The sequence below is a fragment of the Streptomyces sp. TSRI0281 genome, from assembly GCF_001905125.1.
In the GTDB taxonomy this organism is placed as follows: domain Bacteria; phylum Actinomycetota; class Actinomycetes; order Streptomycetales; family Streptomycetaceae; genus Streptomyces.
The window spans coordinates 1-26,457 of sequence record NZ_LWLE01000005.1; the positions used below are offsets into that span (position 1 = coordinate 1).

The following is a 26,457-nucleotide window of genomic DNA, read 5'->3' on the forward strand; positions in this document are numbered from 1 at the left end:
CCAACCCCTGGCCGCGAGTCAACCCCCTTCTGCCGCTTGACGAAACATAGGGGCTTCCTCTCCGCCCACAAAGCACCGGTGGTGCATAAGCGGCTGCTCGCGCACCCCCGGTTCCACCCGCACTTCACTCCCACCCACTCGTCATGGATCAACCAGGTCGAGCGGTGGTTCGCCGAGCTGGAACGACGAGGCCCAGCCCTTCAAATGGACCAGGACCGCCGACCAAATCCTCGACCGGATCTGCCGCTGCTGCGCACGCATCTCCGAACCAGATCCCTAGTCGGTGTCCATCGCCGCCAGCACGGCAAGTCGGCGGCAGTCGGGCGAGAGGGCGGCTATGCCGTAGCCGGAGCCGATGTCGTTGTGGAACCAGTCCGTATCGGCCTCGAAGTGGAACCACGTGCTCTGCTGGGCCTGGCGCTCCACCTCCTCCGCGCTCGCGCCCGCTGGGGTGCCGCTGAGCCCTGCGATCGAACGCCATGCCCACAGTCGGCCGTAGGCCGCCTGCACGCCCGAGTTGCCCATGCCGCCCATCGAGGCGGTGGCGAAGAGCAGCCGCCAGATTTCGTCCACCGGGCGGATGGCGATCTCAAAGCGGTCCGTGGGGCCGAGCCCGTCGACGCACCGCATGCGCAGAGCCGGCAGCAACGCGGGTACCCGCTCGGGTGCGACGGCCTCGTCCAGCATGAAGACCCAGGCGTCGCAGTCCCCCCAGTCGCCGGCCTGCACCGCGGCAACGATGCTCTCGTGGACGTCCGTGGTGGCGACGTCCCGAAGCGCCGACCGCTCGGACGTACGGGGCGTCGGCGGGTCCATCCGGCCCTCGGCGGGCAGGCCGCCCGGCACTCCGGCGGCGGAGCCGTTCATCGAGCGGCTGGGGAAGTCGACGTTGGCCTCAAGGTCGCGGCGATGTACCGGGAGCCAGGCCAGCGGGTGCCAGCCAGGTCGCACGAGCGGCCAGGAGCGCAGCGGCGGGAAGACGTCGATGTCCACGCCACGGAGCACCAACTCGTGGAAGAGGCAGGCGCGCAGATCGTCCAGCCGGTCCCCTTCGCGGCGGTCGAAGACAGTCGCTGCCAGGTCGGCGGCCCGGTGGTGCTCCGCAAGGAGCGAGGCGACGAAGCGTGGCAGGACGCCGTGGCCGGACGGACGTTTCTCGTCGAGGAATTGGAGCAGCTGTTCCAGGCTGTCGCGGCCGGGGGTGAGGGCGAGCACCCGCACGACGTGGGCGAGTTGGCGCTCGTAATCCCGCAGCTGCTCGGCAGCGGACGCGTACCGGTCGGCCAGCTGCGACCCCAGCTCGCGTACGTACCGGACGTCACCCTGCGCGGCACGCTGTTCGGCCTGGGACCATACGAGTCCGCCGAGTTCGTCCGTGACGTCTTCCATGATCCATCACCCTATGGCCCGCTGGGATCCACCGGCAGGACGGGGGTGAGGGCACCCGCACACGCGCCGCACCTCTGCCGCACACCTATCGCTCAGAGCGATGCCAGAACACGGTCGAGCGCCGCCTGCCCCGCAGATCACCATATCGGCTTGCCGCCGGGCAGGCCCTGATCCCCGGCCTGTCCGATGAGGATGAGGACAGGGCGTCGTCCCAGACGTCCCGGATCCCGGACCGGACCGGACCGCACCTGCGTCGAGCTCGTCGGCGACGCGCTGGGCGGCCGGCTCGTGGATGTCACGAGCCGGCCGCGCGAGGAGCGGGCCGCCGGGCCCGTACCGATCACGAACGACAACCGGTACGGGCCCGGCTGCCACGCCGACTACGAGCCGCGCGCAGACGACCCCAGCCTGTGGGACTGGTCCGGCGACGCACCCTGACCCCCGCCTCCTCCGGTGGGAGCGGGCCGATAAGGATGAGTGCTGCGCCAGGGGTTCGGGTCCCGGTTCCAGCGATCAGCCGTCGGACGAGGCCCCTGACCGCCTTCCCGCTTCTGCGTCGCGGTCAGGGGCGCCAGTCGAAGGGGAAGTGCTTGCTGGATCCACCGCGGTATTCATGGGAGAAGTCGAACCCCTCCGCATGGTCGCTCTCGACGACGCCCCAGGTGGCGATCTGGCCGGGGCCGACCTCGGCGCCCGGAGAATTGATCAGCTGGACGCGGCGGGAGGGGTCGGCGGTCGGGCCGGTGAGCGCCGTCGCGCCGACGGAGACCTTGTCGGCGACACGGGCCCGCCAGTACGAGAGATCCTCGGCGGCCTCGAAGTGGACCGGCGCGTACCGCACCTCGCGCAGTTCGCTGATGAGCGAGCCGAACTGACCCGGCCAGCCGCCGACATGACCAGCGAAGATCTGTTCCAGCGCGTCACGCTGAGCCTGGTCGCCCTTGGCGTCGATGTAGAGCATCACCTTCATCGTGGCGTCCGGGTCACCGACCCACATGTTCCCGGCGAACTCTCCCAGTGCCACCACTCCCAGGCCGTCCAGGCGCACGTCCCCGAAGTGCCCCTCGTGAACCTGCCAGACGAGCGTGAAAAGACAGTCCCCGTGGGTCGGCGTCTGGGCGAACGTACAGGGGCAGGGCAGTGCGCAGCTGCACACGTCGAACCACTCACCCCGTAAGTGCCAGTCGGGCAGCATGCCATCACTCGTGCCCGCTCGGACGACGGCGGGCACGCTTGGCGATGCGGCGGAAGTGGTACACATGGTGACCTCCAGATCACTCATACCCCTAAGGGGTATCTCGTGGACAAGAGAAAGACTAAGGCTCGGCAAGTCCCCACGGCAACTACCCCCTGGGGGTACCTCAGTTGACAGCGTGGCCTGGGCGTTCGGGGCGGCGCTTCGTCGCTCCGGTGGGCGGACAGCACGCGGTACGCCGCCATCGGCGTTGCGCAACTGCGGCGACGCCTGCGCGTTTGACCCCTGTACGGTCTCGATCTCACGCCGCCGAAGCGGGGCTCCGCTTCCAGTTGCTGATCGGTTCGGTCGCAGCCGGCCCGGACCGGCCGTCACCAGCCTTGCGGAGTCACGAGCGCACGAGCCGGGCGATGGCGTCGCCGGCTTCCTTGAGTTTCATGTTCCCGTCTTCGCCGCCTTCCGCGACGGCGGCACGGACACAGGTGTCCATGTGTTCGTCGAGCATCTGCAGGGCGAAGGACTGCAGGGCGCGCGTGGTGGCCGCGACCTGAGTGAGGACATCGACGCAGTAGGTGTCCTCTTCGACCATTCTCTGCAGACCTCTCACCTGCCCTTCTATGCGCCGCAGCCGTTTGAGCTCATTCTGTTTGTGAGTGCTGTAGCCGGCCATCGATTCCTCCTTGCCGCTGCGGGCTCCTGTGCTGCTGTGGACGTGCGCAACGCACCTGCCCTCCGTCGGCCGACCGCGGCAGGGCCGGGACGACAGGAGATCAGGTGCGGTTGCGCGCCGGCGAGTGAACCAGGGTTCGTTGCTCGGATCTCCTGACGTGGCCGCGGTGTCGGGGGCTCGGTGGCCGTACGGGCCGTGGTGATCTGCCGGACACCCGGGCCGACCGCCGCCACGGGCAGTGGCGGTCAGTGCTGGTGCCCGCCGGGCTCATCGGCGTCCGCCGCCGTCTCCGGCGTGGCGGACTTCCCGGCCTGGACAGTGAAGGCCGCGGTGCGGACAGTGCCGTTGTGCTTGAAGTCCAGGAAGAGGCGGTAGCTGCCCGAACTGGGCACGGTGGTGCTGAAGGAGATACCGGGGCCGGGCTTCGTGGTGCCGTCGCCGGGTTCACCGTTGGGGTGGACATGGAGGTAAGCGAGGTCGCCGGAGCGCAGGGCGACCAGATGGCCGTAGGCACCGAGGTAGGGCTGCAGGTCGGTGACCGGACGGCCGTCGCGGCTGACGCCGAGGGTGACGCCGGACGTCTTGCCCGGGGTCAGGTCGCCGTTGAGAGTGACGGCGTAGCCGTCGACGGTGGAGACGGTGGCCGGCGCGGGCAAGGCGGCGGCCTTGTAGGGGCCGGAGGCCGCGAGGTCGGCGCCCAGAGTGAGGTTGGCCGCTTTGCCGGTGGCCGGAGTGAAGTCGGCGAAGACGCGGTAGGAGCCGGCGGCGGGCAGGGTGACGGGGGTGCTCCAGGTTCCGTCGGCGGCCCGGGTGGGGTGAAGGTGCCGGTAGGTGACCAGGTCACGTGAGGCAAGGATGAGATGCAGTTCCTTGTCGTGCTCGCGCTGGAACGAGGTGACCTGTCGCCCCTGCTGATCACGGATGGCGAAGCGGAGTTCGCTCTTTTCTCCTGCGGCGACGCGAGGAGTCTTCAGGTCGAGGGTGTACCCGGCCTGGGAGATCTGCAGGCCTGCGGGCGTCGCGTCCACCCGGCCGCTGTCGCGATCCGGGGTTGACGGCTTGTCGTGAGCCGCGTGGGCCGCCGACGGCGGATCCTGCTTGATGGGGTCAGCTGCTGTACCGACGCCATAAGCGGCACCGAAGGTCGCCGCGACCGCGGCGGCAAAAGCAGTGATCTTAACGCCCGTGTTCATGAGGGCCCTTTCTCTGCGGTGTCGCACTTTCCGCGACGAGCACCCTCGACTATATACCCCTGGGGGGTATGAGCAAGAACGTCGGAGCATTTGGAGAATATACCGGCAGGGGGTATACATGGGAGATCACCATTGGTACCCCCCATGGGTACCTGTAGGCGCGCATCCTTCAGGAGGAACCATGTCCTGCTGCACCCCCGACGGCAGCTGCTCCACCGACACCGTCACGGTCGACGTCATCGAGGGCACCACCACCGTCTACAACGTCTCCGGAATGACGTGCGGGCACTGCAAGGCCACGCTCACCAAGGAGATCGGCGCCCTGGACGGCGTCCTGATGGTGGACGTCGACGTTGAGGCCGGCCGGGTCTCCGTGACCACCTCCGGCGAGCCCGACGACGCGCTGCTGGCGAAGGTCGTCGACGACGCCGGCTACGAACTCAACGGCCGCGCGGCCTGACGACTCCGCCCACCGGTCGGGCCCGTCCTCGGGCCCGGCTCCTTCTTTCCCCCTAGAACCCGCCCAGCCCGAGGAGCGGTGATGGCTACCACGGTCCCTGAGACAGCCGAGGTCGAACTCGCCATCGGCGGCATGACCTGCGCCTCCTGCGCGGCCCGGATCGAGAAGAAGCTGAACCGGATGGAGGGGGTCACCGCCACTGTCAACTACGCCACCGAGAAGGCGAAGGTCGCATTCGACGCGGACATCGCCGTGACGGACCTGATCGCCACGGTGGAGGCCACCGGCTACACCGCCCGCGAGCCCCGGCCGGAATCCGCGTCCGGCGCGGCCGGTTCCGGGGAGGGCGGGCCGGACCGGGCGGCGGCCGACGAGCTGCAACCACTGAGGCAGCGGCTGATCACGGCCGTGGTCCTGACCGTCCCCATCATTGCGATGGCGATGATCCCGGCGCTCCAGTTCGCCTACTGGCAGTGGCTGTCGCTGACCCTGGCGGCGCCCGTGGTGACGTACGCGGCCTGGCCCTTCCACAAGGCGGCGTTCACGAACGCACGGCACGGCGCCGCGACGATGGACACGCTGATCTCCGTCGGCACCTCGGCCGCGTTCCTGTGGTCGCTGTGGGCACTGTTCTTCGGCTCCGCCGGCACGCCCGGCATGACGCACCCCTTCGAGTTCACGATCGCCCGCAGTGACGGCGCCGGGAACATCTATCTCGAGGCGGCCGCCGGAGTCACGGCCTTCATCCTGGCCGGGCGCTACTTCGAGGCCCGCTCCAAGCGCAAGGCCGGCGCCGCCCTGCGCGCCCTGCTTCACCTGGGCGCCAAGGACGTCACCGTGCTGCGCGGCGGACGTGAGGAGCAGATACCGGTCGGCGAGTTGAACGTCGGGGACCGCTTCGTGGTCCGTCCGGGCGAGAAGATCGCCACCGACGGCACGGTCGTCGAGGGCACCTCGGCGGTCGACGCTTCGATGCTCACCGGCGAGTCCGTACCCGTCGAGGTCGGTGTGGGCGACGCCGTCACCGGGGCGACCGTGAACGCCGGCGGACGCCTGGTGGTGGAGGCCACGCGAGTGGGCGCCGACACGCAGCTCGCCCGCATGGCCAAGCTGGTCGAGGACGCGCAGAACGGCAAGGCGGCGGCCCAACGGCTCGCCGACAGGATCTCCGCCGTCTTCGTCCCCGTCGTCATGGCTCTGGCCCTGGGCACCCTGGGGTTCTGGCTGGGCAACGGTGCCGGTCTGACGGCCGCGTTCACCGCCGCCGTCGCGGTCCTGATCATCGCCTGCCCCTGCGCCCTGGGCCTGGCCACGCCGACCGCGCTGATGGTCGGCACCGGCCGCGGCGCTCAGCTCGGCATCCTGATCAAGGGCCCGGAGGTGCTGGAGTCCACGCGCAAGGTCGACACCGTGGTCCTGGACAAGACCGGCACTGTCACCACCGGGCGGATGGCCCTGCTGGCCGTACACACCGCGGAAGGTACGCGAGAGGAGGACGTCCTGCGCCTGGCGGGCGCCCTGGAACACGCCTCCGAGCACCCGATCGCCCGGGCGGTGGCCGCGGGTGCCGTCGAACGGGTCGGTACGCTTCCCACGCCGGAGGACTTCGTCAACGTGCCTGGCCTCGGCGTTCAGGGGGTGGTCGAGGGCCACGCGGTCCTGGTGGGCCGCACCAAGCTCCTCGCCGAGTGGGCCATGGACCTGCCCGCCGGCCTGGCGCGGGCCAAGGCGGACGCCGAGGCCGCGGGCCGCACCGCGATCGCGGTCGCCTGGGACGGCGAGGCCAGGGCGGTCCTTGAGGTCGCCGACGCCGTCAAGGACACCAGTGCCGAGGCCATCACCCGCCTCAAGGCCCTGGGGCTGACACCGATCCTGCTGACCGGCGACAACAAGGCCGTCGCCGAGGCGGTGGCCGCGGAAGTCGGCATCGCCGAGGTGATCGCCGAGGTCATGCCGGAGGACAAGGTCGACGTCGTCAAGCAACTGCAGGGCGAGGGCCGTTCGGTCGCCATGGTCGGTGACGGTGTCAACGACGCCGCCGCACTCGCCCAGGCCGACCTCGGCCTCGCCATGGGCACCGGCACCGACGCCGCCATCGAGGCCGGCGACCTGACTCTCGTCCGCGGCGATCTGCGGGCCGCCGCCGACGCCATCCGCCTGGCCCGCAAGACGCTGGGCACCATCAAGTCCAACCTGTTCTGGGCCTTCGCCTACAACGTGGCCGCACTTCCGCTGGCCGCGGCCGGACTGCTCAACCCGATGATCGCCGGAGCCGCCATGGCGTTCTCCTCGGTCTTCGTCATCAGCAACAGCCTGCGCCTGCGCGGCTTCAAGGCAGCCGCCTGAAATCCGCCCGCGCCACACAGGAACGAGGGGCGGGCCCGCCGGGCCCGCCCCTCGTTCGCGTAACGGCTCCCCGGAGGGCAGCCGGTCGGACACACAAGGAGGTTCCCCATGGCCGCATCATCATGGACCAGCACGGTAGGCCGGATAGCCGGCCATCCCGTCGTGAGGATGGCAGCCGCCGCGACACTACAAGCTCTGGCGTCCCATCTCACCCAGCAGGACAGGCCTGGACGTCCTGCACGGACGCGTGCGCCCGTGTGCCGGCCGGTCGCTCCGAGGTGCCTGCTGCCCGTCGGTAGACGCACTCACGCGTGCACGCCGCGCACCGCGGCACCGTCGCCGGTCCGGCCGTGCGGCTGCGATCCGCGTGCCCCCGGGCGCGGCGCCGCACCCGGTGCGGGTTCCCACGACGACACGCCACCCGTCGAGACACCCCTGATGGGAATACCCCCTAGGGGTATGTTGTTGTGGCGGGTGTACCGCATACGGACACCGCACCGAAGGTGCATCACCCAGCACACATCACACAGGTGGAGACACGATGAAGAACAATTCCGGCCACGACATGACCAGCCACAGCGGCCACGGCGGAGCCCGTCCCGGCGGGCTGTCGGTCTCCGAGAGCGGGTACACCCTCGACCTCGACTCGACGATCCTTTCCACCGGGGCGCAGACGGTCACCTTCCGGGTGATCGGTCCCGATGGACAGCCGGTGACCGAGTTCACGCCCGAGCACGAGAAGGAACTGCACTTCATCGCCGTCCGGCGCGACACGACGGGGTTCCAGCACGTGCACCCGGTGATGGACGAGAAGGGCACCTGGAGCATCGACGTGGCCCTGAAACCCGGAGACTGGAGGTTCTTCGCCGACGTCCACCCGGTCGGCCATGACGCGACCATGACGCTGGGGATCGACGCCTCGGTCGCCGGGCAGTACGAGCCGCAGCCGCTTTCCGAGGACACCCGCACCGCCCACGTAGCCGAGTACACCGTCACCCTCGACGGCGAACTCGCGCCCGGTGAGGCGAGCGACCTGACGCTCACCGTCAGCCGGAACGGGCAGCCCGTCACCGATCTGCAGCCCTACCTGGGCGCGTACGGGCATCTGGTGGCGCTGCGGGTCGGCGACCTCGGCTACCTCCACGTCCACCCGGAGGGCGAGCCCGGTGACGGCGCCACCGCGCCGGGGCCCGAGATCACCTTCATGGCCGCCGCGCCGTCGGGCGGCACCTACCGCCTCTACCTGGACTTCCAGCACAACGACGTCGTCCGGACGGCCGAGTTCACGGTGCGGACCACCGCCACCGCCCCCCACTCGGACACGGCATCCCAGGCCGCACCCGAGCACACGAGCCACCACCCCGGCGACCACGCACACCACTGACCGCAGGAACGTCACTGACCAGCTGCCGCGACATACGACGCGGTCAAGGGGCGCTCGACTCGTCGAGCGCCCCGCCGCCCCCGCTCCATCCTCCACGTCGGAAGGACCGTCATGCCCCGCCTGACCCGACTCACGCCCGATACAGCGGTCGGCGCCTCGCGCGACCTCCTCGCAGAGCTGGCCTCACGCCACGGCCAGATCGGTGACATGGTCTCCACCATGGCGCACTCGCCCGCTGTTCTGGGCGGCTATCTACAGCTCAGCCGGGCCATGGGACGAGCCAAACTCGACCGCGAGATCAGCGAACGGATCTCGATCGCCATCCAGGTCCTTCAGGGCTGCGGGCTGTGTCTCGACGCGCATGTCAGCGCTGCCCGCGCGATGGGAGTGGACGAGGAAGAGATCGAGCGTGCCCGAGCGGGCACCTCGGCCGATCCCGCGATCGCGGCGATCATCACCCTCGCCCTCCAGGTCTACCGCGAGCCGACGTCGATCACCGACGACCAGTTCATCGCGTTGCGCGCGCACGGCTACAGCGACCGCGCGATAGCCGACGTCGTCGGCGTCGTCGCACTCAACATCCTCACCGGCGCCTTCAACCTGCTCGCCGGCCTCACGCCGGAGAGCGGCACCGATGCGTAGAGACATCCCGGCCTCCCTCTGTGGGGCACGGCCTCCGGCCCGAGACCGTGCCCCGCCGCATGGACATGGAAGGAACACGCCATGCGCCTGTTCGCCATCCGCGACTACCGCCGTCTGTTCGGCGCCCAGATCATCGCCCTGCTCGGTACCGGGCTGACAACAGTGGCCCTCGGGCTGCTCGCCTACGACCTCGCCGGCCCGCGCGCCGGCGTGGTCCTCGGCACCGCGCTGACCATCAAGATGGTCATGTACGTGGTCATAGCTCCGCTCGCCGCCGCGTACGTCGACCGCTTCTCCAGAAGAACCCTCCTGGTCCTCCTCGACGTGATGCGCGCCGCAGTAGTCCTGGCGCTGCCGCTCGTCACCGAGGTCTGGCACATCTATGTACTGATCGGCCTGCTCCAAGCCGCGTCCGCGGCGTTCACCCCGACGTTCCAGGCCGTCATCCCCGACATCGTCACCGATGAGTCCGACTACACGCGTGCCCTGTCCGCCTCCCAGGTCGCCTCCACCATGGAAAGCCTGCTCAGCCCCGTACTGACTGCGGTCGCCCTGGCATTCATCAGCATCGACTGGCTGTTCCTGGGCACCTCCGCCGGATTCCTCCTCTCCGGCCTGCTCGTCCTGTCGACGCGCATCCCCGACGCCCGCCCCAGTGCCCACACCAAGGCATGGGACAAGGCGGCGGCGGGGATCAGGACATTCCTCAGGACTCCGCGGCTGCGCGGCGTCCTGGCGCTCAATCTCGTGGTCGCGGCAGCGGGATCGATCGTCGTCGTCAACACCGTCAATTACGTCCGTGACGAACTCGGCGGCTCGCAGTCGGACGTCTCATGGATGCTCGCCGCCTCCGGCGGCGGAACCCTCCTGGCCGCCCTCTCGCTGCCCCCCATACTCGACCGGATCACCGCCCGCACCGTGATGGTGACCGGCGCCGGAGTCCTCGTCGGCGGCACGATCGCCGCGGTGGCTCTCATCGCGGCCGGCCTGACCACATGGACCGGTACGGCGATCGTCTGGACCGTGATCGGCATCGGCATGGCGCTGATCATCACACCGACCGGCAACGTCCTGCGCGCCTCCGTCGCGCCGAACGCGATCCCCGAGGCCTTCGCAGCCCAGTTCTCCCTGTCGCATCTTGCCTGGCTGATCACCTACCCCATCGCGGGAGGGCTCGGTACGAACGCGGGCTTCGCTCTCGCCTGGTCCGTCCTCGCGGTCCTCGCCGGGGCGGGCGCCATCGGCGCTCTCCTCCTGTGGCCGCGCCACGACAGCCGAGGAGCCGTGACCCGACCCGCGACGCTCGTCCGGCCCGCGCGCCGGACGGACAGGTCCACCCTGTCCAAGGCCGCGTAGAACGCTCCGACCGTCTACGCCGCACCCGCACACGCTCCTGGTCAGGCGCATGAGAAGGCCGTAACCGCCGTCCCGCTCCGCGCGGGCGGCGGTCACGGCCTTCTCGTACGGGACCGAACGGAGCGTCAGGGAAGCGGTTTCCGGGAAGCCGTGTCCGGCGAGCCGCTACCGGAGGACGGACGGCACGCTCAGCGTCGCGAGCCGGGCACCGGGAGCGGTCCCGATCGCCCGTAGCGCGGATAGTGGGCCACGGAACCTCAAACTCCCGGCAGAGTCGCCCAGTTGCAGCGAGCACCCGGAGGGAAGGCGTCTCAGGGCTGCCGTGCGGCCGCCGGCTCCCTGGCCGGCTCATCGGAGCGCAGGCGGAGCCGGGCGATCGTGGCCACGACGCCGAGAACGGCGATGGCGACGCCGAGAACCGCCATGGCGCCCTGCACCGTCAGGACGGGAACGAGAAGTCCGGCGACGATGGTGGGCACTCCGAGCGCGAGGTAGGAGATGCTGTAGATCACCCCCATGATGGCCGCCCGCTCGGCGGGAACGGTGTACGGCATGAGTGTGCGCAGCGCCCCCATGAACGAGGTGCCGAAGCCGGAACCGACGATGACCACGGTCGCGAGATACGCGGGGAACGAGTGGGCCGCGAGTGCGGCCAGGCTCAGCACCGTACCGATGGCCAGCGCGGACGTTCCGTAGACGGTGATGGCACGCGAGGAGCGGCGGGAGACGAGCCTGGAGGCGAGGATGCCGGAGACGGCCAACGTGAGCATGACGGTGCCCGCCTGCGTGTGCGTGACGGCGCCGAACTCGCTCTTGACGAGCCCGGCACCCAGCGCGAGAAACAGTCCGTTGGTCGCCGAGCCCGCGACGATGGCAGGCGCGGCCACGAGGAGCACGCCGCGAAGACGGGGCGAGGCACGGAACCGCGGACGCACCGGTCCGGCGGAGGCGGGCGTCTTCCCCGCGCTCTCCGGAACGAGCCACACGAGCACGGCGGTCAGGGCGGACAGGCCGGTCAGCGTTCCGAACACCGCCCCCGCAGGGTTCGCCGTGACGTCGAGGAGGAGCGCCGCCGTCATGGCACCGGTTCCGAGGCCCATCATGGGGGCGATGGTGTTCCACAACGCGGCACGTCCCGGCCGGTGCGGTGGTTCGAAGTCGACCGTGACCGCCGAGAGAGCGGGTATGAGCAGGCCTGCGGCAACACCTTGGAGTGAGCGGGCGACCAGCAGCAGGCCGAGGCTTTCCGAACGCCAGAAGAGGACCAGGCTCGCCGCGAGCAGCAGAGCGCCGACGGTGACGACGGGGCGCCGCCCCTTGGTGTCGGACAGCGGCCCCAGGAACAGCAGTGTCGCGAGCATGGTGAAGGCGTAGACCGCGAACACCGCGGTCGTCGCGACCGGGGGCAGGGCCAGTTGTTCAGCCAGCTGGGGGTAGAAGAGGGACGGTGCGCTGGCAGAAGCCATCGTCAGGATGGTCCCGCCGATGGCGAGGCCGAACCCCCGACGGGCTGCGGTGCGGGCATGTGTGGGCATGGAAGGCGTTCTCCCCGGGGATTGGTCGGGCGCGGGGCCCGCCCACCGGATGGGTTCGGACCGCTGTCCGGCCTGTGCCGAACGAGCGGTGGCGACGGTGCGCACTGCGGCTTTCCGTCGGCTGCGGAGCGTGGCTGTCCACCGGCCGATGCCGTCGAAGGACCGAAGGGATCATCGACCGCAACCGCACCGGTTTTGGCATGGCACCGCCTGCCGAACTCACCGATGGCGTGTCCGGTCAGGCGGTGCGGCGTGGCCTCTTCTCCTGGTCAGCCATTCGATCACCGGTTTCCGACAACACCCTCAGCATACCCCCCTAGGGTATTTTTCGGCATCGCCATCGCGGCCCCCGAAGAGTGCCGGACGCGTGACGAACCGGCCGCCGCCCGCCCGGGTCACGCACCGCTCGTATCGCTTCCATGGCCCCACGCTCACCGCCCACCGGACTACTCCGTGATACCGTGTAGCGGTACTCGGTATTACGCAGTACCGGGAAGGCGGATCGAGGAGGGGAGCCGCGATGGACGACCTGACGGAGATGCTGAAGGGCACGCTTGAGGGCGGCGTGCTCGAAATCGTCGGCAGCGAGGAGACCTACGGGTACGCCATCACGCGTCGGCTGAATGAACTCGGCTTCGCCGACGTCATCGAGGGGACGGTCTACACCATCTTGCTGCGATTGGAGAAGAACGGACTCGTTCAGGTGACGAAACGACCGTCCGGGGTGGGCCCGCCGCGCAAGTTCTATGCGCTCAACGACGCGGGGCGCGAAGAGCTCGGGAAGTTCTGGGCGAAGTGGGAGTACCTCTCATCACGAATCGACAAGCTCAAGGAGGGCGGGCGATGAATTTCTGGGAGACGGTTACCGGCAGCGACCTCACCAGGGAATGGACGGCGTACGAAGCCCGGTCCGAGGCATTGCCGGCCGACTACCGGGCGGCATGGGAACAGATCAAGTGTCACCTCTCCCCCTATTCGGGCTTCACGGGCCGCAACCTGATGCCGATCCTCGACGGCGCCCTGGGACTGCTCGAAGAAACGGCGGCAGATGGGCAGAGCGTTCACGAGGTGCTGGGCGACGACATCAAGGGCTTCTGCGCGGCGCTGGCCGGCGGAGAAGGGGCTCGGAACTATCGCGACCGGTGGCGCGAGCAGTTGAACCGGAACGTCGCCAGAAAACTGGGCCGGCTAGGAGGCTGACATGGGCATCCAGGACATCGTCGAGGGCAAGAAGCAGTGGCGAGCGCACATGGCGCGCATCAAGGCGCTCCCACCGGATTATCGAATCGTCTACAAGGAGATTCAGAAGTACTACTTCAAGGTCGGACCGATCGACCTGCCTGACGGGGCCCTGCTCTCGGAGATTGCCGATTTCTTCGAGGAGGGCGTCGCGTCCGGCAAGGGAGTACTGGAACTCATCGGCAACGACGTCGCCGCCTTCTGCGACGACCTGGTCAAGGACTCGCGCACCTACGCGGACATCTATCAGGAGTCCATCAGCGGAAAGCCCGGCACGGCCGAGACGTAGAACCGACCGGCGGGATGGATCACCTGAGGCGGCGTGTGGTGGGAGGGCCGTCCCAGCGACAGCGGCAGGCAGCTCGGCGGAGCAGCGTGCGGAGCATGACGAGTACGGCGGCGAGGTTGACGTGGAAGTCCACGACCTCGCCGCTCCTCTCAGCGAGCGGCGAGGCGCAGCGCAGCGCACGGGACTTGGCACTGTCGCAGCCGCGGCCGAGGTTGACGTTGACGGTTTCCGGCATCGCGCCGATCTGCTCCTTCGCCGCGTCCAGGGTGGGCCGCTACGGTGCCCTACCTGAGCAGTTCCTCAGCGGGAGCGAACGCCACTTCGGACGCCGGCAGCACCCGGATGCTCCGCCCGGGGAAGCCGATGTTCCGGAAGATCTCGTTGTGATGCGCGATCGACTGCCGCGGCGAGGCGTACTCGCCGCTGTCGAGCCGGACGGACGTGGTGTGCCCGTCGGCGACCAACACGAGGTCGTACCGTTGGCTCAGCGCCTGCCGCGCCGTGGTGTCCACACAGATCTCGGTCGCGAACCCGGTGACGACCACCTCGGTGACTCCCAGCGCCTTCAGGACCTTGTCGAGGTCGGTGTCCAGAAAGCTGTCCGGGCTGCTCTTGTGGACGACCGTCTCGTCGGCAGCGGGCGCGAGTTCGGGCACGATCCGCCAGCCCTCGGTCCCGGCTTCCATCCCGGAGCCCCGGTCCTGAATCGTTATCACCGGTACGCCGACGGCCTTGGCCCGTTCGCGCAATCCGGCGATCACGGCGACGGTCTCGGCGGCCCGGTAGGCGATGGCCACCGGGTCGTTCTGCATGTCGATGACGAGGAGTGCGGAAGCGTGTGACATGGGCTCACGGTAGCGGCCCCCTCGGGGCAGCGACGTGATCACGAGGAATGCTGCCCGCCACGACATCCGCGCTTCGCTGCGATCTCCTGTGTCAACGCCTCCGGACCAGTGAGCTCATGGATTTCACCACCTCCGAGCGGGCCCGTCAGCAGCACGGCGGCACGGTCAGCAATGTCTTGGGCACCGTGAACCGGACCGGGCGCGAGCCCTGCCCGTGCGTACGGAGCGAGGCCGCGGCCGAAGCGGTAGCGGATGCCCCGACTTCGTCCAGCAGACCCGTGCCGGGTGCGAGCGTGTCTCCTGCGGTGACCAGCGCGGCACCGCTGCCGCCGCTACGTCAGGCTGCCTGCGGCCGGGGACGACCGCGGGTTCGCCGCCGCATCGCTCGATGCCCTGCGGGCGGGGCGACCTGATCAACCGGTTCGACGTCACTGGCGATGACCCCGACCGCGCGCTCCCGACACGGGTCCGCCACCCCTCGGAGAGGCGGATCTCGGATCAAGCAGGGTCAGTCACTTCCCGCAGTACTCTCCCTCGATCACCTTGTCCATGTCGCCGGTCCAGTCGCCGTTGAAGTTCACGGAGAGGGAGTGGCGGCCGTCGGCCGTTGTCGTGACCGAGGACAAGGAGCCATGGATTCCGCCGTCGTGACCCCAGACATGGACACCGCAGGAGAGGGTGCGGTCCATCAGTCCGAGTCCGTAGGACGCGTTCGAAACGCCGTCCACCTTCACTGTCGTCTTCATCTCCTTGAGCTGCTTCGGCGGCAGCAGTTCGCCCCTCAGGAGAGCGGAGGTGAAGCGGTTCAGGTCGGCGGAACTGGAGATCATCTCCCCGGCGGACGAGGCGATCGACGGGTTCAGGTACGTCACGTCGTACGTCCGGCCCTCCGTCGTCTCCGCCAGCTTCGAGTACGCCCTGCTATTCGGGGACGGAACCGTCGGGCTCGTGCCCGGCACCGATGTCGCCTTCAGGTGCAGGGGCTTGATGATGCGACGGCTGATCTCCTCGCCGAAGGTGTGCCTCGTCGCCTTCTCGATCACCATCCCGGCGATCACGTAGTTGGTGTTGGAGTAGCTCCACGACGTTCCCGGCGCGAACTCCGGCCCGTGGGCCATCGCGGTCGCCACCAGCTGTCGGGGCGTACGGGTGTCGTAGCGGTGCTGGAAAAAGCCGTCGGCCACGAAGTACGCGCGGTAGAATGCCGGGTCCCCCAGGTAGTCGTAGATACCGCTGGTGTGGTTGAGAAGCTGGCGGAGGGTGATGCGTCGGCCGTCGTGGCCGTGGCCCCGGACCAGGTCCGGCAGCCATGTGTCCACCGTGTCGTCGAGCGACAGGCGTCCCTCCGCCTCCAGCTGGAGCATGACGGTGGCGACGAACGTCTTGGTTATGCTGCCCACCCGGTAGCGGTCGTCGGCCGAACGTGGGCTGCCGATGCGGAGATTGCCCACACCGGCCGTCGTCGACCAGGTGTCGTGTCCGTCCCGTGCGGTCGCCGTGACGCCGGGGATACCCGCCGTCACCGCCGCCCGGACGGCGGTTCTCGTCGCGGAGTGGTCGTCCGCGTGGCTGTCCGCCGCGGCGAGCGACGGTGCCGCCAGGGTCACTGTGAGAGCTACGGCCGTGGCGGCCACCAGTGTCGTGCGTACAAGCATGTCTTCCCCCAACTGGGCCGGTGATCAGCTTGGTCGGGAAACAGGACGCAGGTCGATGCGCGACAGTTGCTTCTCTTGGGGTGGTTGAGAGGTTTTCGGTCTCCTTTCGGCGACGGGCCGGGCCTCGACGGGACACCGCTCGCCCGCCGAACCCCACTTACGGGTTGTTGAAGGTAACTTCTGGTTCGGTCGGCGTCGGGCCGTCCAGCAGCGGCTGGGGAGTGTGCTTCAGCTGCAGGCCGAAGAAGGCCCCGACGTACGCACGGCTGATGTCCAGCGAGCGGCTGCCGGAGAGGACCGGCGGTGACTGCGTGCCGGACAGACCGAGTTCGTCCAGGAAGAGGGGGACGTCGGAGAAGCTGTAGTGCGTCGCCCCGGCGACGGTCAGCCAGCGCTTCCAGCCATCCAGCCGGTCCCACGCCTGGTCCCAGCTCGTGTCCGTACCGCCGGGACGGTGCGTGCCGTCGTCCGTGCCGAGCATCATGAACGGCCTGCCGCCGAGTCCGTCGGCGGGTACGGCGGCGTGGAAGGCACCGTCGATGTTGATGCCCGCCCGGATGCGGCGGTCGCGCGCCATGGCTGCCGCCGCACTCGCGCCGCCGACCGAGTGACCGGCCATGCCGATCCGGTTCCGGTCGATCAGTCCGGCGTACCGCCAGGCCGGGCGCGGCCCGGTGAGCCGGTCCAGGAGGAAGGAGACGTCCGCACCCCGGCCGGCGGTGAGAGCCTCCATGTCCTGTTCGCTCCGGACTTTCGCGCAGGCGACGCAGGTCAGCATCCGGTCACCGGGGAAGGCGGTGCCGACGGACTCGTAGGCGTGGTCCACTGCGGCGACCACGTATCCGCGGCCGGCGAGTTCCTCGGCAAGGCCGGTGAGGGTGAAACTTGAGACACCGAACCCCGGAGAGAGCACCACCAGGGGATACCGGCCGCGGGCGGGCCGAGCGCCGACGCGGCCGCTGGTGATCGTGGCGCTCAAGGTCTCGGCGGGGAAGACGTCTTCCAGCCCGTAGCTCTTCAGGAACAGCCGGGCCTCCGGCACTGTGGCGTACGGCGTCGGCGTACCGGTGCCGGGGAGGGCGGGATAGAACATGCCGACCCTCAGCTCACGAGCCGTATCCGGCACCCACGGGTCGCGGCGGGCATGGTCGACGAGGTGGAGGGTGTCGCGGCCGACCGCGTACGGGCCGGTGGGACGAGGGAGCGATGTCCGGGGGTCCGTGTCTCTGCGGACGGAAGAGGCGACGGACGAGGAAACGGAAGGAGCGGCGGACTCGTGCGTAGGGGTCGGAGCCGCGGCGGCGGGCCGTGCCACGGCGGTCGGCAGCGCGAGGGCCAGCGTGAGCAGGGCAACGGTCGGGGTTGCGGAGAATCTGGTCATGTCCCGGACGCTAAAGGTCGCGGCCGGTCCAGCGCGTCAACCGCCGGTCGCGTTCTGGCGCCCCGCCCGTACGCCCCCGTCCCGGCCTCGTGAGCCGCGTTTCCCAGACCCGTTTCCCCAGGTCGAACCGCTACGCCCGTCCTCCCGCCGTCCCCCGGTGGCGACCGGTGTCCATCTGCGACGGGTGCGGCGGAGCCGCCCGGTGCGCCGACGTCTACCCCTGCGGGTGGAGGGGTGTCCACCCCGGGATGCGCATCTTCGGCGGTGGGTTCAACCCGTGGGTTCATGTGCCGCGCCGGGCCGGAAATCTAGCGTGGTGGTCAGTTGACGCCACTGCGACCCCGACGAGGACATCCGATGATCGAAGCCCATGGGCTCACCAAACGCTATGGGGACAAGACCGCTGTCATGGATCTCAGCTTTGTCGTCCGGCCCGGTGTTGTCACCGGATTCCTCGGGCCGAACGGCGCCGGGAAGTCCACCACGATGCGGATGATCCTGGGACTGGACGCCCCGACGGCCGGCCGGGTCGTGGTCAACGGAAAGCACTACGCCGCGCACCGCTCACCGCTGCATGAGGTCGGGGCGATGCTGGAGGCCCGCTCGATCCATACCGGCCGCTCCGCCTTCAACCATCTGCTGGCGCTGGCTGTCACCACGGGCATCCCCCGCAGCCGGGTGGACGAGGTGATCGACATCGTCGGGCTGCGGAAGGTGGCCGGGAAGCGGGCCGGCGGCTTCTCCCTGGGCATGGGCCAGCGGCTCGGTATCGCCAGCGCTCTGCTCGGTGACCCGGCCACCGTCGTCCTGGACGAGCCGGTGAACGGGCTCGATCCCGAAGGCGTGCTGTGGATCCGCAGTCTGCTCAAGGACCTGGCCGCCGAAGGGCGCACGGTGCTGGTCTCCTCGCATCTGATGAGCGAGATGGCGTTGACCGCCGAGCACCTCATCGTGATCGGGCGCGGCCGGCTGATCGCCGACACCTCGGTCGGGGAGTTCACTCGGCGTGCCGCCCGCAATTCGGTGCTCGTACGCAGCGACGAGGCGGAGCGGCTGCGTGCGGCGCTGACCGGGCCGGATGTCGCCGTGGCGTCGGCCGACCGGGGCGTACTGGAAGTCACCGGCCTGAGCAGCGATCGGATCGGCCGGATCGCCGCCGACCACGCGATCGCGCTCGCCGAACTGACACCTCGCCAGGCGTCGTTGGAGGAGGCGTTCATGGAGCTGACCCGGGACGCTGTCGAGTACCAGACCCCGGACCGGCTTCCGGCCGGTTCCGGCACCGAAGGACGTGCGGCGTGAGCACCGATACGATGCACCGGTTCACCGCCCCCGCCGGGCGCGGCCGGCTCACCCGGACGCGGGTGCTGCACTCGGAGTTGGTCAAACTCCGCACCCTGCGCTCGACGTTCTTCGCCCTGCTCGCCGCCGCCGTGGCGATGACCGGGATGGGCCCCTTGTTCTCGGCCCTCACCGCCTCCCACTGGTCGGACATGAGCGTGGCCGAGCGGGCGAGCGTCAACCCGACGGCACTGAGCCTGATCGGTTTCTTCCTGGCGCAGTTGGCGGTCGGCGTCATGGGTGTGCTCGTGGTCAGCGGCGAGTACTCGACCGGCATGATCCGTGCGACCTTCTCGGCGGTGCCGCGACGGCTCCCGGTCCTGTGGGCGAAGGCCACCGTGTACGCGGCGGTGACCTGGGGGCTGATGACTGCCATGTCCCTGACGGCGTTCCTGGCCGGTCAGGCCCTGATGTCCTCCACGGGAGCCGGCGCCTCGCTGAGCGACCCGGGTGTCACTCGCGCCGTCCTCGGTACCGGTCTGTACCTGACCGTTGTGGGACTGCTCAGCGTCGCTGTCGGCACACTGACCCGTAACACCGCGGGCGGCATCACTGCCGTCTTCGGTCTGCTGCTGGTCCTGCCGGAGCTCGTCAAGGCCCTCCCCTCCTCCTGGTCCGACCGGATCGGTCCGTACCTGCCGAGCAACGCCGGACACGCGCTCGCCGTCCTCCAGTCGGATCCGCATACCTTGGCGCCATGGACCGGATTCACCGTGTTCTGTCTGTACGCGGCTGTGGCGCTCGGCGGAGCCGCGGTGGCACTGAAACGACGGGACGCGTAGTGGTCGGTGAGGGCGCGGTCGGATTCGTCAACCGGCCGGGCAGGACGGGAGAGGTCGCCGCCTCCCGACGGGCCGGACACCGCGGCGGGCCGGCCTGGGTGCCTGCTGCCGGGGCACCGCCCAGAGGCCGGACCATGGTGAGCAGTCGATGACGGCGACCGAGCACGCCACCGCACCGGTCGGGCAGCCGTGGCGCACCCTGACCGGGTGTGCCCGAATGCTGCGGGCGCATGCCCAGCTACCGCCGATGGCGGTGGACGCGATTCTGGTGGCCGCGCTCTTCATCCTCACCGCCCTCGTCGTCCGCATCGACCTGCACGAACGCCCATGGCTCCTCGCATTCCAGGCGGCCTTGCTCCTGCCCCTGATCAGGCGGCGTCGGGCACCCCTGACGGTGTTCGCCGCAGTGGCCTGGGCGGCCTTCGCCCAGTGGCTCGTCGACGTCCAGCTACCGGCCGACATCGCGTTGTTGATCGCCCTCTACACCGTGGCCGCATACACCGGCGGCCGGCAGTTGCTGCTGGCCGGCGCTGTCTCCGAAGCGGGCATCCTGATGGCATCCGTGCGCTGGTCGACCGAGGGGAGATTCCTCGGCGCGGCCGTGAGCCTGACCGCCATGGCCACCGCCGCCGCGGTCATCGGCACGAACATGCGCACCAGGCGTGCCTACTTCGCGTCCGTGGAGGACCGTGCGGTACGTCTGGAACGTGAGCGCGACCAACGGGCTCGGCTCGCGGTGGCCGAGGAACGGGCCCGTATCGCCCGCGACATGCACGACATCGTCAGCCACAACCTGTCCGTGATGATCGCTCTCGCCGATGCCGCGGTCTACGCCCAGTACCGCACGCCCGACAAGACGACCACCGCCATGCGGCAGGTCGCCGACAGCGGGCGCCAGTCCCTCACCGAGATGCGACGAGTCCTCGGGATCCTGCGTGCCGATGAACCGGACGCCCTTCGTCACCCGATACCCGGCATCGCCCAACTGCAGTCCCTCCTCGACCAGGTGCGCACCGCCGGGCTGCCCGTCCGCCTCCGTCTGGCAGGCGATCCCTCCCACGTCCCCACCGCCGCACAGCTCACCGTCTACCGACTGGTACAGGAAGCCTTGACCAACACCCTCAAGCACGCCCCTCCCGGCACCCGCGCCGAGGTGCGGGTGTGCTGCTCCGCCGAGACCATCGCCCTCGATGTCACCGACGACGGCCACGGCCGCACCGCGCAGGATCCCGACGCGCCGCGCGGGCACGGAATCCCCGGTATGCGCGAGCGCACGGCCGCGTACGGCGGAACGCTGCGGGCGGGACCGCTACCGGGCGGCGGCTGGCGGGTCTCGGCCCACCTCGACCTGAGCACAGCAGGAGCAGCAGGAGCAGCAGGGACCGGTGCCGCGTGACGATCCGTATCCTGCTCGCCGACGACGAACCACTGCTGCGTATGGCGTTCACCATGGTCCTGGAGGCCCAGCCGGACATGGAGCCGGTCGGCGAGGCGGGGGACGGCACCGAAGCCGTACGACTCGCCCGGCTGCTCCGCCCCGATGTCGTTCTGATGGACGTCCGGATGCCCGGTACCGACGGCATCGAGGCGACCGGCCGGATCACCCGGGACTGTCCACAGACCCGGGTCCTCATTCTGACCACCTTCGACCTCGATGAATACGCCTTCGCCGGACTCAGAGCCGGGGCGTCGGGCTTCCTCCTGAAGAACGCCCTGCCCGAGGAACTCCTCGCGGCCGTCCGGAACGTCGCCGCGGGCGACGCGGCGATCTCGCCACGCATCACCCGTCGCCTGCTGGAGAACTTCGCCCACCAACTCCCCGCGGACCGCGAGCAGGTGGAGGACGAGCGTCTGGGACGGCTCACGCCACGCGAACGCGAAGTACTCGTCGAGGTGGCCCGCGGCCTGTCGAACACCGAAGTCGCCGCCGCCCTGCACCTCGCGGAGGCCACCGTGAAAACACATCTGAACCGGATCCTGACGAAGCTGGAGCTACGCGACCGAGTGCAGGCCGTCGTCTTCGGCTACGAGACCCGCCTCATCCGCCCGGCATGAGGACGTTCAGGGACGTCGCACCGCTGGCGGCCGGCTCTTCGCACCGTACTCGCCCTGGACGCCGGCCCGGCGGGACCCACGGTCCCGACCACGTCGGCCCTGGAGCGGCGTCGCTGCGGCGGGTGATGACGCGGAGCAGGTGCCGCGCCTGTCTGCTGGTCAGGTCGCGGCACGTGTCTGCCGTCAGGCGGTGGCGGTCCCCGGGCGGGCGGAAGTGGAGCGCTTGCCACGCCGGTCGGCGAAGAAGGCATGGGCGACACCGATGACGACCCAGGCGGTGAGCACCAGGGCGGGGAGGCCGGCGCCTGTGCCGTCGAAGAAGGCGTTGGTGCGCACGAGGCTGCCGGAGGCGCCCGGGGGGGGGAGGAGTTGACCGACGGCGGCCCAGCTTGTGGGGAGCCAGTGGGGGCCGATGGCGAGGCCCGAGAGGGGGTTGCCCCGGAGCATCATGAGTGCGCTGCCGAGGGCGAAGCCGGCCATCCCGAGGAGGGCTTGGAGCCCCAGGAGGGTGGTGGACATGGCGGCCATGCCGAGGGTGACTCCGAGGGCGGTGAGCCAGTAGTTGCCGTCGACCGAGTGGGTGGCGAACTGAAGGACGGCGGCGACAGCGGCGCCCGCCGCGACGGAGAAGAGCAGAGCTCCCGTGAGGCGGGTTCGCAGCCCTCGGTGGCCGGGGAAGACGCTGCTGAGGATCAGGGCGGGGAAGATTCATAGTGAGTCTTTCTGTGCTTCATGCCGTGCGCGGAGAGGACGGAGCCCCCGTCCGGGCCGGGGTGGTGCAGAAGGCCGGACTGCGCTGGGCGCCCCGGCCACGTACGCCGCAGCGGGTGGTCCGTACGGCCCCGATGCGGTCGCCGGCCGCGCGGCCCGTGGGCCGGACATCGGGCCGATTCGGCCCCGGTGGGCTGTGACCGAGACCCGACGCCCGGCCGTGATCCTCAGGCGCGGGCCGCCGCCGCGGCGACGATCCAGTTCCTGAACTCGACGGCGTAGTGCCGGAGGTGATGCTCCAGGACGTCGTCCGGGCACGTGGTGGGCAGGTAGACCGTCAGGTTTGCGGTGAAGCCGTCGGCGGTGTCACCGAACTGGATCAGCGCCCGCCCGACGACGGTGCCGTCGGCCAGGAACAGGTTCGAGGACATCTTGCGCGGATACGCGGACTCCGGGAGAACCTCGTCCGCGTCCGCTGCCCAGGCCAGTGCGTCCGTTCCCCAGCCGCCCATGTAGAAGTCACTGACGTGGGTGCCGATGTTCTCCACCACGCGCGCTCCGATGGCATCGGTGCCCCTCACGTAGTGCTCGGGGTGCGCTGCGAGGAGTGCGCTCTCGTCGCCCGCGAATGCGCTGTCCATCCAGGCCAGGAACGCGCCGGGGGTGAGGCCCTGCGTCGCGAGCACGGTCGTGCCTGCCTTGAAGCTGCCGTCGGAGGTGCGAGCACACTCGCGCAGGAAGGCGTTGCCCTCCTCGATGTCCTCGGCCAGGAGTTCGAGGAGCCCCTGGCGTCCCAGCAGCGTCCGGAAGCGGTGTCCGTCCAGCGCCCTACCGGGAACCCAGGCAGGCACGCAGCGCCGCGACACTGGCTCGCGTACCGCGGGCTGCCGAGGAAATCGCCTCCTCGTCCGGTCTGGAAGAGATGACGATCACCGGCGTCGCCCGACGCGCCGGCGTCTCGGTCGGCACGATCTACCGCCGCTTCGAAGACAAAGAACAGCTGATCACCGCCCTGACCGAGCGGATGCTGGAACGGCGCGAGGAGTACGTGGCCGAGCGGCTGCGCGCGGCCGAACCGTCACTCTCCGGCGTCATGGAGGCCTACGCGAACGCACTGCTGCAGTCCTTCGCCGACGGCAGCAAGCTCTTCCCCGAACTGATGCGGGCGCGGGGAACGCGCGCCCTGGACCGCGGGGCCCGCACCATCACCGAGATGCACCGCCTCCTGCTCGAAGCGGCAGCCCCGTACGCCGACCAGATCCGGCGCTCCGACGCACAGGCGGCGCTGGACACCGTGGCCCGCGCCGTCCCTCGGCGCCTGCTTCCACAACTCCGTACGCCCCGACCCCGCTACGGGCGCGGCCGCCCAACGCCGGTACGCGGGCGAACTCAGCGACATGGCGATCGCCTACCTCATGACCCCCGACCGCGGCCGCACCGCCCACAACTGAGGACGCCGAAGCGACCGGACGCCACACCCCCGAGGGCGTGCCGGCGACCGGGGACGGGGCCGCCGGGGGACGGACCGGCACCGGGGCGCACAGCGTACGGACCAGCCGGTTCGTCACCACGAGGTCGAGCCCGTCACCCCGGATCCCGACAGCCAGGTCGCCGATTGCGTCGAAGGCTCATTGGAGGGACCGGTCGCAGGAGGCCAACCTCGTATCATCAGGCGATGACGGCCACGCCCGCGCCGGATCATCCGGCCGCGCCCGGCAATGGCGTTCCCCTGAACGTCCTGCCCCTCTCCGACGACCCGCGCTGACCGCCGCGCCGCCGCGCACATGACCGGCCCGGCGCAGAATGTGGACGGCGTCGCCACCATCCACGCCGCGATCGCCTGCATCCTGGCCCAGGGCCGACGGAACGGCGACATTCGTCGCCCTGATCGGAGCCGGGCGCCCCCACCGCATCGCCCAAGCCCTTCCCGCAGCCGTGGGCGATCGCTGCGCCGCCCCGCAGCCCGCCCAACCCGACAGCGAACGCTGAGCCCCCACGCGGCGAAAGCCCCGCTCGCCGGTCATCGCTCTCCCTGCGCCTCCCCCGTCCGCACGGCGAACAGCACACGACTCCACTCCCGCCGAACTCTCCGAAGGAACACCATGTCTCTCAACGACGAACAACGGGCCCGGACAAAGGATGAGTCGCCGGCCAACTTCCGTCTGGCGGGCACCACCCCCCGAAGAGATCCAGGCCCACCTGGACGTCACCTCCCAGCAGTTCGACGACACGATCAACCTGCGCGAACAGTGCAAGCCGCAGGATGTGTGGCTGCTGCGCGACCACCTGGAGAAGCTGGTCCAGGCCCGCGGCGCGACCCCCGACCCCTACAGCGTCCTCACCCGGAGAGCACGCCTCGCCGCCGCCCTCTGGTTCCCCCTGCGCCGCGCGCCGGGCGAGGAGCACCGCCCTCGAAGGGACTCAGCGCTGACCAGTACGGGGGCTTCCGGTCCGTCATACGTGAGGCGGGCTTCGCCGGGCGGAGTTCGTGAGCCGTTCGGCGAGAGCTTCGACGAGGCCGCGGAGCTCATCCGGGCGTTCGATGACGAAGGGCCGGTCCAGCGAGGCGAGTACAGCAGGAAGCCAGTCGAGCCGGTCCACACGCAGCTCGACACGGGACCAGCGCCCGGTCCCCGGATCCGCGCCGCTCGGGGAGGGCAGTTCCTCCACGAGCGCGACACTTTCGGGAAGCCGGGAGTGAATCTGCTCGGCCGTCCCCTGAATCCGCAGGCTCACTTCATGCCGGTACGGAGCTGTGGCGAGCCCTGTCAGAACGCGCTTCGCCGGGTCGAGACCGGCGGGTGGCTCGAACGATCCGGGCAGCGTTCTCACACCGGTGATGCGATCCAGGCGGAACGTGCGGTCCTCGCCGGTCGTGAGATCCGCAGCCGTTACGTACCACCTGCCCGAGTGGGCGACGACCCCGTGCGGGTGCAGTGTGCGTTCGCTGCGCCGGCCGTCGGCGGCGGCGTACCGGATCGAGACGGGCCGGTGATGGTTCACCGCGTCGGCGAGGGGGAGCAGGACCGCGGATTCCGGGGCGACCGCTTCGCCCGGCGGAGCCGTGAAGGCCAGGGAGCCGAGCACGGCGCGCAGTCTGAGGCTCAGCCGCTCGGGCAGCGCCCGCCGGATCTTGGCCGCCGCCGTCTCACTCGCCGTGTCCGTGGCCAGGCCGGCGCGACGGCCCGCGAGCAGGCCGAGCAGGACGGCGAGCGCTTCGTCATCGCTCAGCATGAGCGGAGGCATCCGGTATCCGGGGGCGAGCCGGTAGCCGCCGTAGCGGCCGCGCACCGATTCGACGGGCACGTCGAGGTCGAGGAGGTGGCCGACGTAGCGCCGTACGGTGCGTTCGTCGACGTCGAGCCGCTCGGCGAGTTCGGCCACGGTCCGGAGGCCTCCCGACTGCAGGAGTTCCAGCAGGGTGAGCACGCGGGCAATGGGGCGGGGCATGCCCAGAAGTCTCCCGCACATACCGGGCGGGTTCCGCCCGGTATTCGTCGTAGCGTGCGATCAGAGCACCGGCCGACCAGGAGAATCTCCATGAACTTTGTCTCTGTCCGCATCATCACGGACGACGTCGCCCGCCTCGTCGACTTCTACGAGCGCGCCACCGGAGTACCTGCCGCCTGGTCCAACGAGGACTTTGCCGAGCTCAGGACCCCCTCGGCCACCCTCGCGATCGGCAGCACCCGTACCGTCCCTCTGTTCGCGCCCGGCTCCGCCCGCCCGGCCGACAATCACAGCGTCATCCTCGAATTCCTTGTCGCCGACGTGGACAGCGTGCACAAGAACCTGACCGCCTTCGTGGAGGACTTCGTCAACGATCCCACCACGATGCCCTGGGGTAACCGCGCGCTCCTGTTCCGCGACCCCGACGGCAACCTCGTCAACTTCTTCACCCCCGTCACACCGGCCGCCGTCGAGAAGTTCACCCGCTGAGGGCAACACGACCCCGCAGGTGTACGGCTTCGCCTCCGGCCCCGCAGACG

The 26,457-nt window shown here is 69.8% G+C and carries 25 protein-coding genes and 3 pseudogenes; 16 read left to right on the top strand and 12 right to left on the bottom strand.

Going from position 1 to position 26,457, the window contains the following annotated elements; all coding sequences use genetic code 11:
* Nucleotides 1-280, top strand: a pseudogene (locus A6A29_RS46390) (hypothetical protein); the annotation flags it as partial.
* Here the strand turns inward: A6A29_RS46390 and A6A29_RS11520 are convergent.
* The gene (locus A6A29_RS11520; RefSeq protein ID WP_073719954.1) at nucleotides 277-1,389 is read right to left on the bottom strand and encodes a DUF6183 family protein; all 1,113 of its coding nucleotides are present in this window, start codon (nucleotides 1,387-1,389) and stop codon (nucleotides 277-279) included. The pseudogene A6A29_RS46390 and the gene A6A29_RS11520 overlap by 4 nt on opposite strands.
* 192 nt (nucleotides 1,390-1,581) lie before the next feature.
* Here A6A29_RS11520 and A6A29_RS45205 point away from each other — a divergent pair, with 192 nt between their 5' ends.
* Nucleotides 1,582-1,827 (top strand): hypothetical protein, encoded by a 246-nt coding sequence (locus A6A29_RS45205; protein WP_158074384.1) that lies wholly within the window; start codon nucleotides 1,582-1,584, stop codon nucleotides 1,825-1,827.
* 124 nt (nucleotides 1,828-1,951) lie between these two features.
* On the opposite strand, the gene A6A29_RS11530 is transcribed toward A6A29_RS45205, so the two are convergent.
* The 3 genes from A6A29_RS11530 to A6A29_RS11540 all read right to left on the bottom strand — a co-directional run bounded on the left by A6A29_RS11530 (nucleotide 1,952) and on the right by A6A29_RS11540 (nucleotide 4,447).
* Nucleotides 1,952-2,584, bottom strand: coding sequence for a DUF1326 domain-containing protein (locus A6A29_RS11530; RefSeq protein ID WP_073719956.1), 633 nt, complete (start codon nucleotides 2,582-2,584; stop codon nucleotides 1,952-1,954).
* A gap of 388 nt (nucleotides 2,585-2,972) precedes the next feature.
* Nucleotides 2,973-3,254: a metal-sensitive transcriptional regulator gene (locus A6A29_RS11535; RefSeq protein ID WP_073719957.1), complete on the bottom strand. Its 282-nt coding sequence runs from the start codon at nucleotides 3,252-3,254 to the stop codon at nucleotides 2,973-2,975.
* Nucleotides 3,255-3,499: 245 nt separating this feature from the next.
* Nucleotides 3,500-4,447, bottom strand: a complete 948-nt coding sequence (locus A6A29_RS11540; RefSeq protein ID WP_073719958.1) for a hypothetical protein — start codon at nucleotides 4,445-4,447, stop codon at nucleotides 3,500-3,502.
* A 181-nt stretch (nucleotides 4,448-4,628) separates the two neighbouring features.
* On the opposite strand from A6A29_RS11540, the gene A6A29_RS11545 reads away from it, so the two are divergent.
* The 5 genes from A6A29_RS11545 to A6A29_RS11565 all read left to right on the top strand — a co-directional run bounded on the left by A6A29_RS11545 (nucleotide 4,629) and on the right by A6A29_RS11565 (nucleotide 10,635).
* On the top strand, nucleotides 4,629-4,907 hold the full coding sequence (locus tag A6A29_RS11545; RefSeq protein ID WP_073719959.1) for a heavy-metal-associated domain-containing protein: 279 nt from the start codon (nucleotides 4,629-4,631) through the stop codon (nucleotides 4,905-4,907).
* An 81-nt stretch (nucleotides 4,908-4,988) separates the two neighbouring features.
* Nucleotides 4,989-7,253, top strand: a complete 2,265-nt coding sequence (locus A6A29_RS11550) for a heavy metal translocating P-type ATPase (protein ID WP_073719960.1) — start codon at nucleotides 4,989-4,991, stop codon at nucleotides 7,251-7,253.
* Between the two features lie 541 nt (nucleotides 7,254-7,794).
* Nucleotides 7,795-8,637: a hypothetical protein gene (locus tag A6A29_RS11555; RefSeq protein ID WP_073719961.1), complete on the top strand. Its 843-nt coding sequence runs from the start codon at nucleotides 7,795-7,797 to the stop codon at nucleotides 8,635-8,637.
* A 111-nt stretch (nucleotides 8,638-8,748) separates the two neighbouring features.
* A complete protein-coding gene (locus tag A6A29_RS11560) occupies nucleotides 8,749-9,279 on the top strand; it encodes a carboxymuconolactone decarboxylase family protein (protein WP_073719962.1) in 531 nt (176 codons plus the stop codon).
* An 81-nt stretch (nucleotides 9,280-9,360) separates the two neighbouring features.
* Complete coding sequence (locus A6A29_RS11565) at nucleotides 9,361-10,635, top strand: MFS transporter (protein ID WP_073719963.1); 1,275 nt, start codon at nucleotides 9,361-9,363, stop codon at nucleotides 10,633-10,635.
* Nucleotides 10,636-10,946: 311 nt separating this feature from the next.
* Here A6A29_RS11565 and A6A29_RS11570 read toward each other — a convergent pair whose 3' ends face one another.
* Complete coding sequence (locus A6A29_RS11570; RefSeq protein WP_073719964.1) at nucleotides 10,947-12,170, bottom strand: MFS transporter; 1,224 nt, start codon at nucleotides 12,168-12,170, stop codon at nucleotides 10,947-10,949.
* A gap of 520 nt (nucleotides 12,171-12,690) precedes the next feature.
* Here A6A29_RS11570 and A6A29_RS11575 point away from each other — a divergent pair.
* From A6A29_RS11575 to A6A29_RS11585, 3 genes are read left to right on the top strand one after another with little or no spacing between them, the layout of a single operon-like run.
* Nucleotides 12,691-13,017: a PadR family transcriptional regulator gene (locus A6A29_RS11575; RefSeq protein WP_073719965.1), complete on the top strand. Its 327-nt coding sequence runs from the start codon at nucleotides 12,691-12,693 to the stop codon at nucleotides 13,015-13,017.
* A complete protein-coding gene (locus A6A29_RS11580; RefSeq protein ID WP_073719966.1) occupies nucleotides 13,014-13,370 on the top strand; it encodes a DUF1048 domain-containing protein in 357 nt (118 codons plus the stop codon). Before A6A29_RS11575 ends, A6A29_RS11580 begins: the two co-directional genes overlap by 4 nt.
* Nucleotide 13,371: 1 nt before the next feature.
* Entirely contained in the window at nucleotides 13,372-13,698 is a 327-nt protein-coding gene (locus tag A6A29_RS11585) for a DUF1048 domain-containing protein (RefSeq protein ID WP_073719967.1), read from the top strand.
* Between the two features lie 19 nt (nucleotides 13,699-13,717).
* Here A6A29_RS11585 and A6A29_RS47975 read toward each other — a convergent pair.
* From A6A29_RS47975 to A6A29_RS11605, 4 genes and pseudogenes are all read right to left on the bottom strand, one after another.
* Nucleotides 13,718-13,840 (bottom strand): annotated as a pseudogene (locus A6A29_RS47975) (IS5/IS1182 family transposase); the annotation flags it as partial.
* 142 nt (nucleotides 13,841-13,982) lie between these two features.
* Nucleotides 13,983-14,543, bottom strand: coding sequence for a cysteine hydrolase family protein (locus tag A6A29_RS11595; RefSeq protein WP_073720132.1), 561 nt, complete (start codon nucleotides 14,541-14,543; stop codon nucleotides 13,983-13,985).
* Nucleotides 14,544-15,055: 512 nt separating this feature from the next.
* Entirely contained in the window at nucleotides 15,056-16,198 is a 1,143-nt protein-coding gene (locus tag A6A29_RS11600; protein WP_073719969.1) for a serine hydrolase domain-containing protein, read from the bottom strand.
* Nucleotides 16,199-16,355: 157 nt separating this feature from the next.
* Nucleotides 16,356-17,579, bottom strand: a complete 1,224-nt coding sequence (locus tag A6A29_RS11605) for an alpha/beta hydrolase family protein (protein ID WP_073719970.1) — start codon at nucleotides 17,577-17,579, stop codon at nucleotides 16,356-16,358.
* A gap of 357 nt (nucleotides 17,580-17,936) precedes the next feature.
* Here A6A29_RS11605 and A6A29_RS11610 point away from each other — a divergent pair, with 357 nt between their 5' ends.
* From A6A29_RS11610 to A6A29_RS11625, 4 genes are all read left to right on the top strand, one after another.
* On the top strand, nucleotides 17,937-18,881 hold the full coding sequence (locus A6A29_RS11610) for an ATP-binding cassette domain-containing protein (RefSeq protein ID WP_073719971.1): 945 nt from the start codon (nucleotides 17,937-17,939) through the stop codon (nucleotides 18,879-18,881).
* Nucleotides 18,878-19,702, top strand: a complete 825-nt coding sequence (locus A6A29_RS11615; protein WP_241838422.1) for an ABC transporter permease subunit — start codon at nucleotides 18,878-18,880, stop codon at nucleotides 19,700-19,702. Before A6A29_RS11610 ends, A6A29_RS11615 begins: the two co-directional genes overlap by 4 nt.
* Before the next feature lie 148 nt (nucleotides 19,703-19,850).
* Nucleotides 19,851-21,098 (top strand): sensor histidine kinase, encoded by a 1,248-nt coding sequence (locus A6A29_RS11620; protein WP_079182703.1) that lies wholly within the window; start codon nucleotides 19,851-19,853, stop codon nucleotides 21,096-21,098.
* The gene (locus tag A6A29_RS11625) at nucleotides 21,095-21,757 is read left to right on the top strand and encodes a response regulator transcription factor (protein WP_073719972.1); all 663 of its coding nucleotides are present in this window, start codon (nucleotides 21,095-21,097) and stop codon (nucleotides 21,755-21,757) included. Before A6A29_RS11620 ends, A6A29_RS11625 begins: the two co-directional genes overlap by 4 nt.
* Before the next feature lie 183 nt (nucleotides 21,758-21,940).
* Here the strand turns inward: A6A29_RS11625 and A6A29_RS11630 are convergent, their stop codons facing one another.
* Complete coding sequence (locus A6A29_RS11630) at nucleotides 21,941-22,276, bottom strand: hypothetical protein (RefSeq protein WP_143196975.1); 336 nt, start codon at nucleotides 22,274-22,276, stop codon at nucleotides 21,941-21,943.
* Between the two features lie 419 nt (nucleotides 22,277-22,695).
* Nucleotides 22,696-23,319: a hypothetical protein gene (locus A6A29_RS11635; protein WP_241838423.1), complete on the bottom strand. Its 624-nt coding sequence runs from the start codon at nucleotides 23,317-23,319 to the stop codon at nucleotides 22,696-22,698.
* Nucleotides 23,320-24,607: 1,288 nt separating this feature from the next.
* Here A6A29_RS11635 and A6A29_RS47980 point away from each other — a divergent pair.
* Nucleotides 24,608-24,832: pseudogene (locus tag A6A29_RS47980) on the top strand (DUF2316 family protein); the annotation flags it as partial.
* 90 nt (nucleotides 24,833-24,922) lie between these two features.
* Here A6A29_RS47980 and A6A29_RS11650 read toward each other — a convergent pair.
* On the bottom strand, nucleotides 24,923-25,918 hold the full coding sequence (locus A6A29_RS11650) for a helix-turn-helix transcriptional regulator (protein WP_073719974.1): 996 nt from the start codon (nucleotides 25,916-25,918) through the stop codon (nucleotides 24,923-24,925).
* 90 nt (nucleotides 25,919-26,008) lie between these two features.
* Between A6A29_RS11650 and A6A29_RS11655 the strand changes: the two genes are divergently transcribed.
* Nucleotides 26,009-26,407 (top strand): VOC family protein, encoded by a 399-nt coding sequence (locus A6A29_RS11655; protein ID WP_073720135.1) that lies wholly within the window; start codon nucleotides 26,009-26,011, stop codon nucleotides 26,405-26,407.
* Nucleotides 26,408-26,457: the final 50 nt, after the last annotated feature.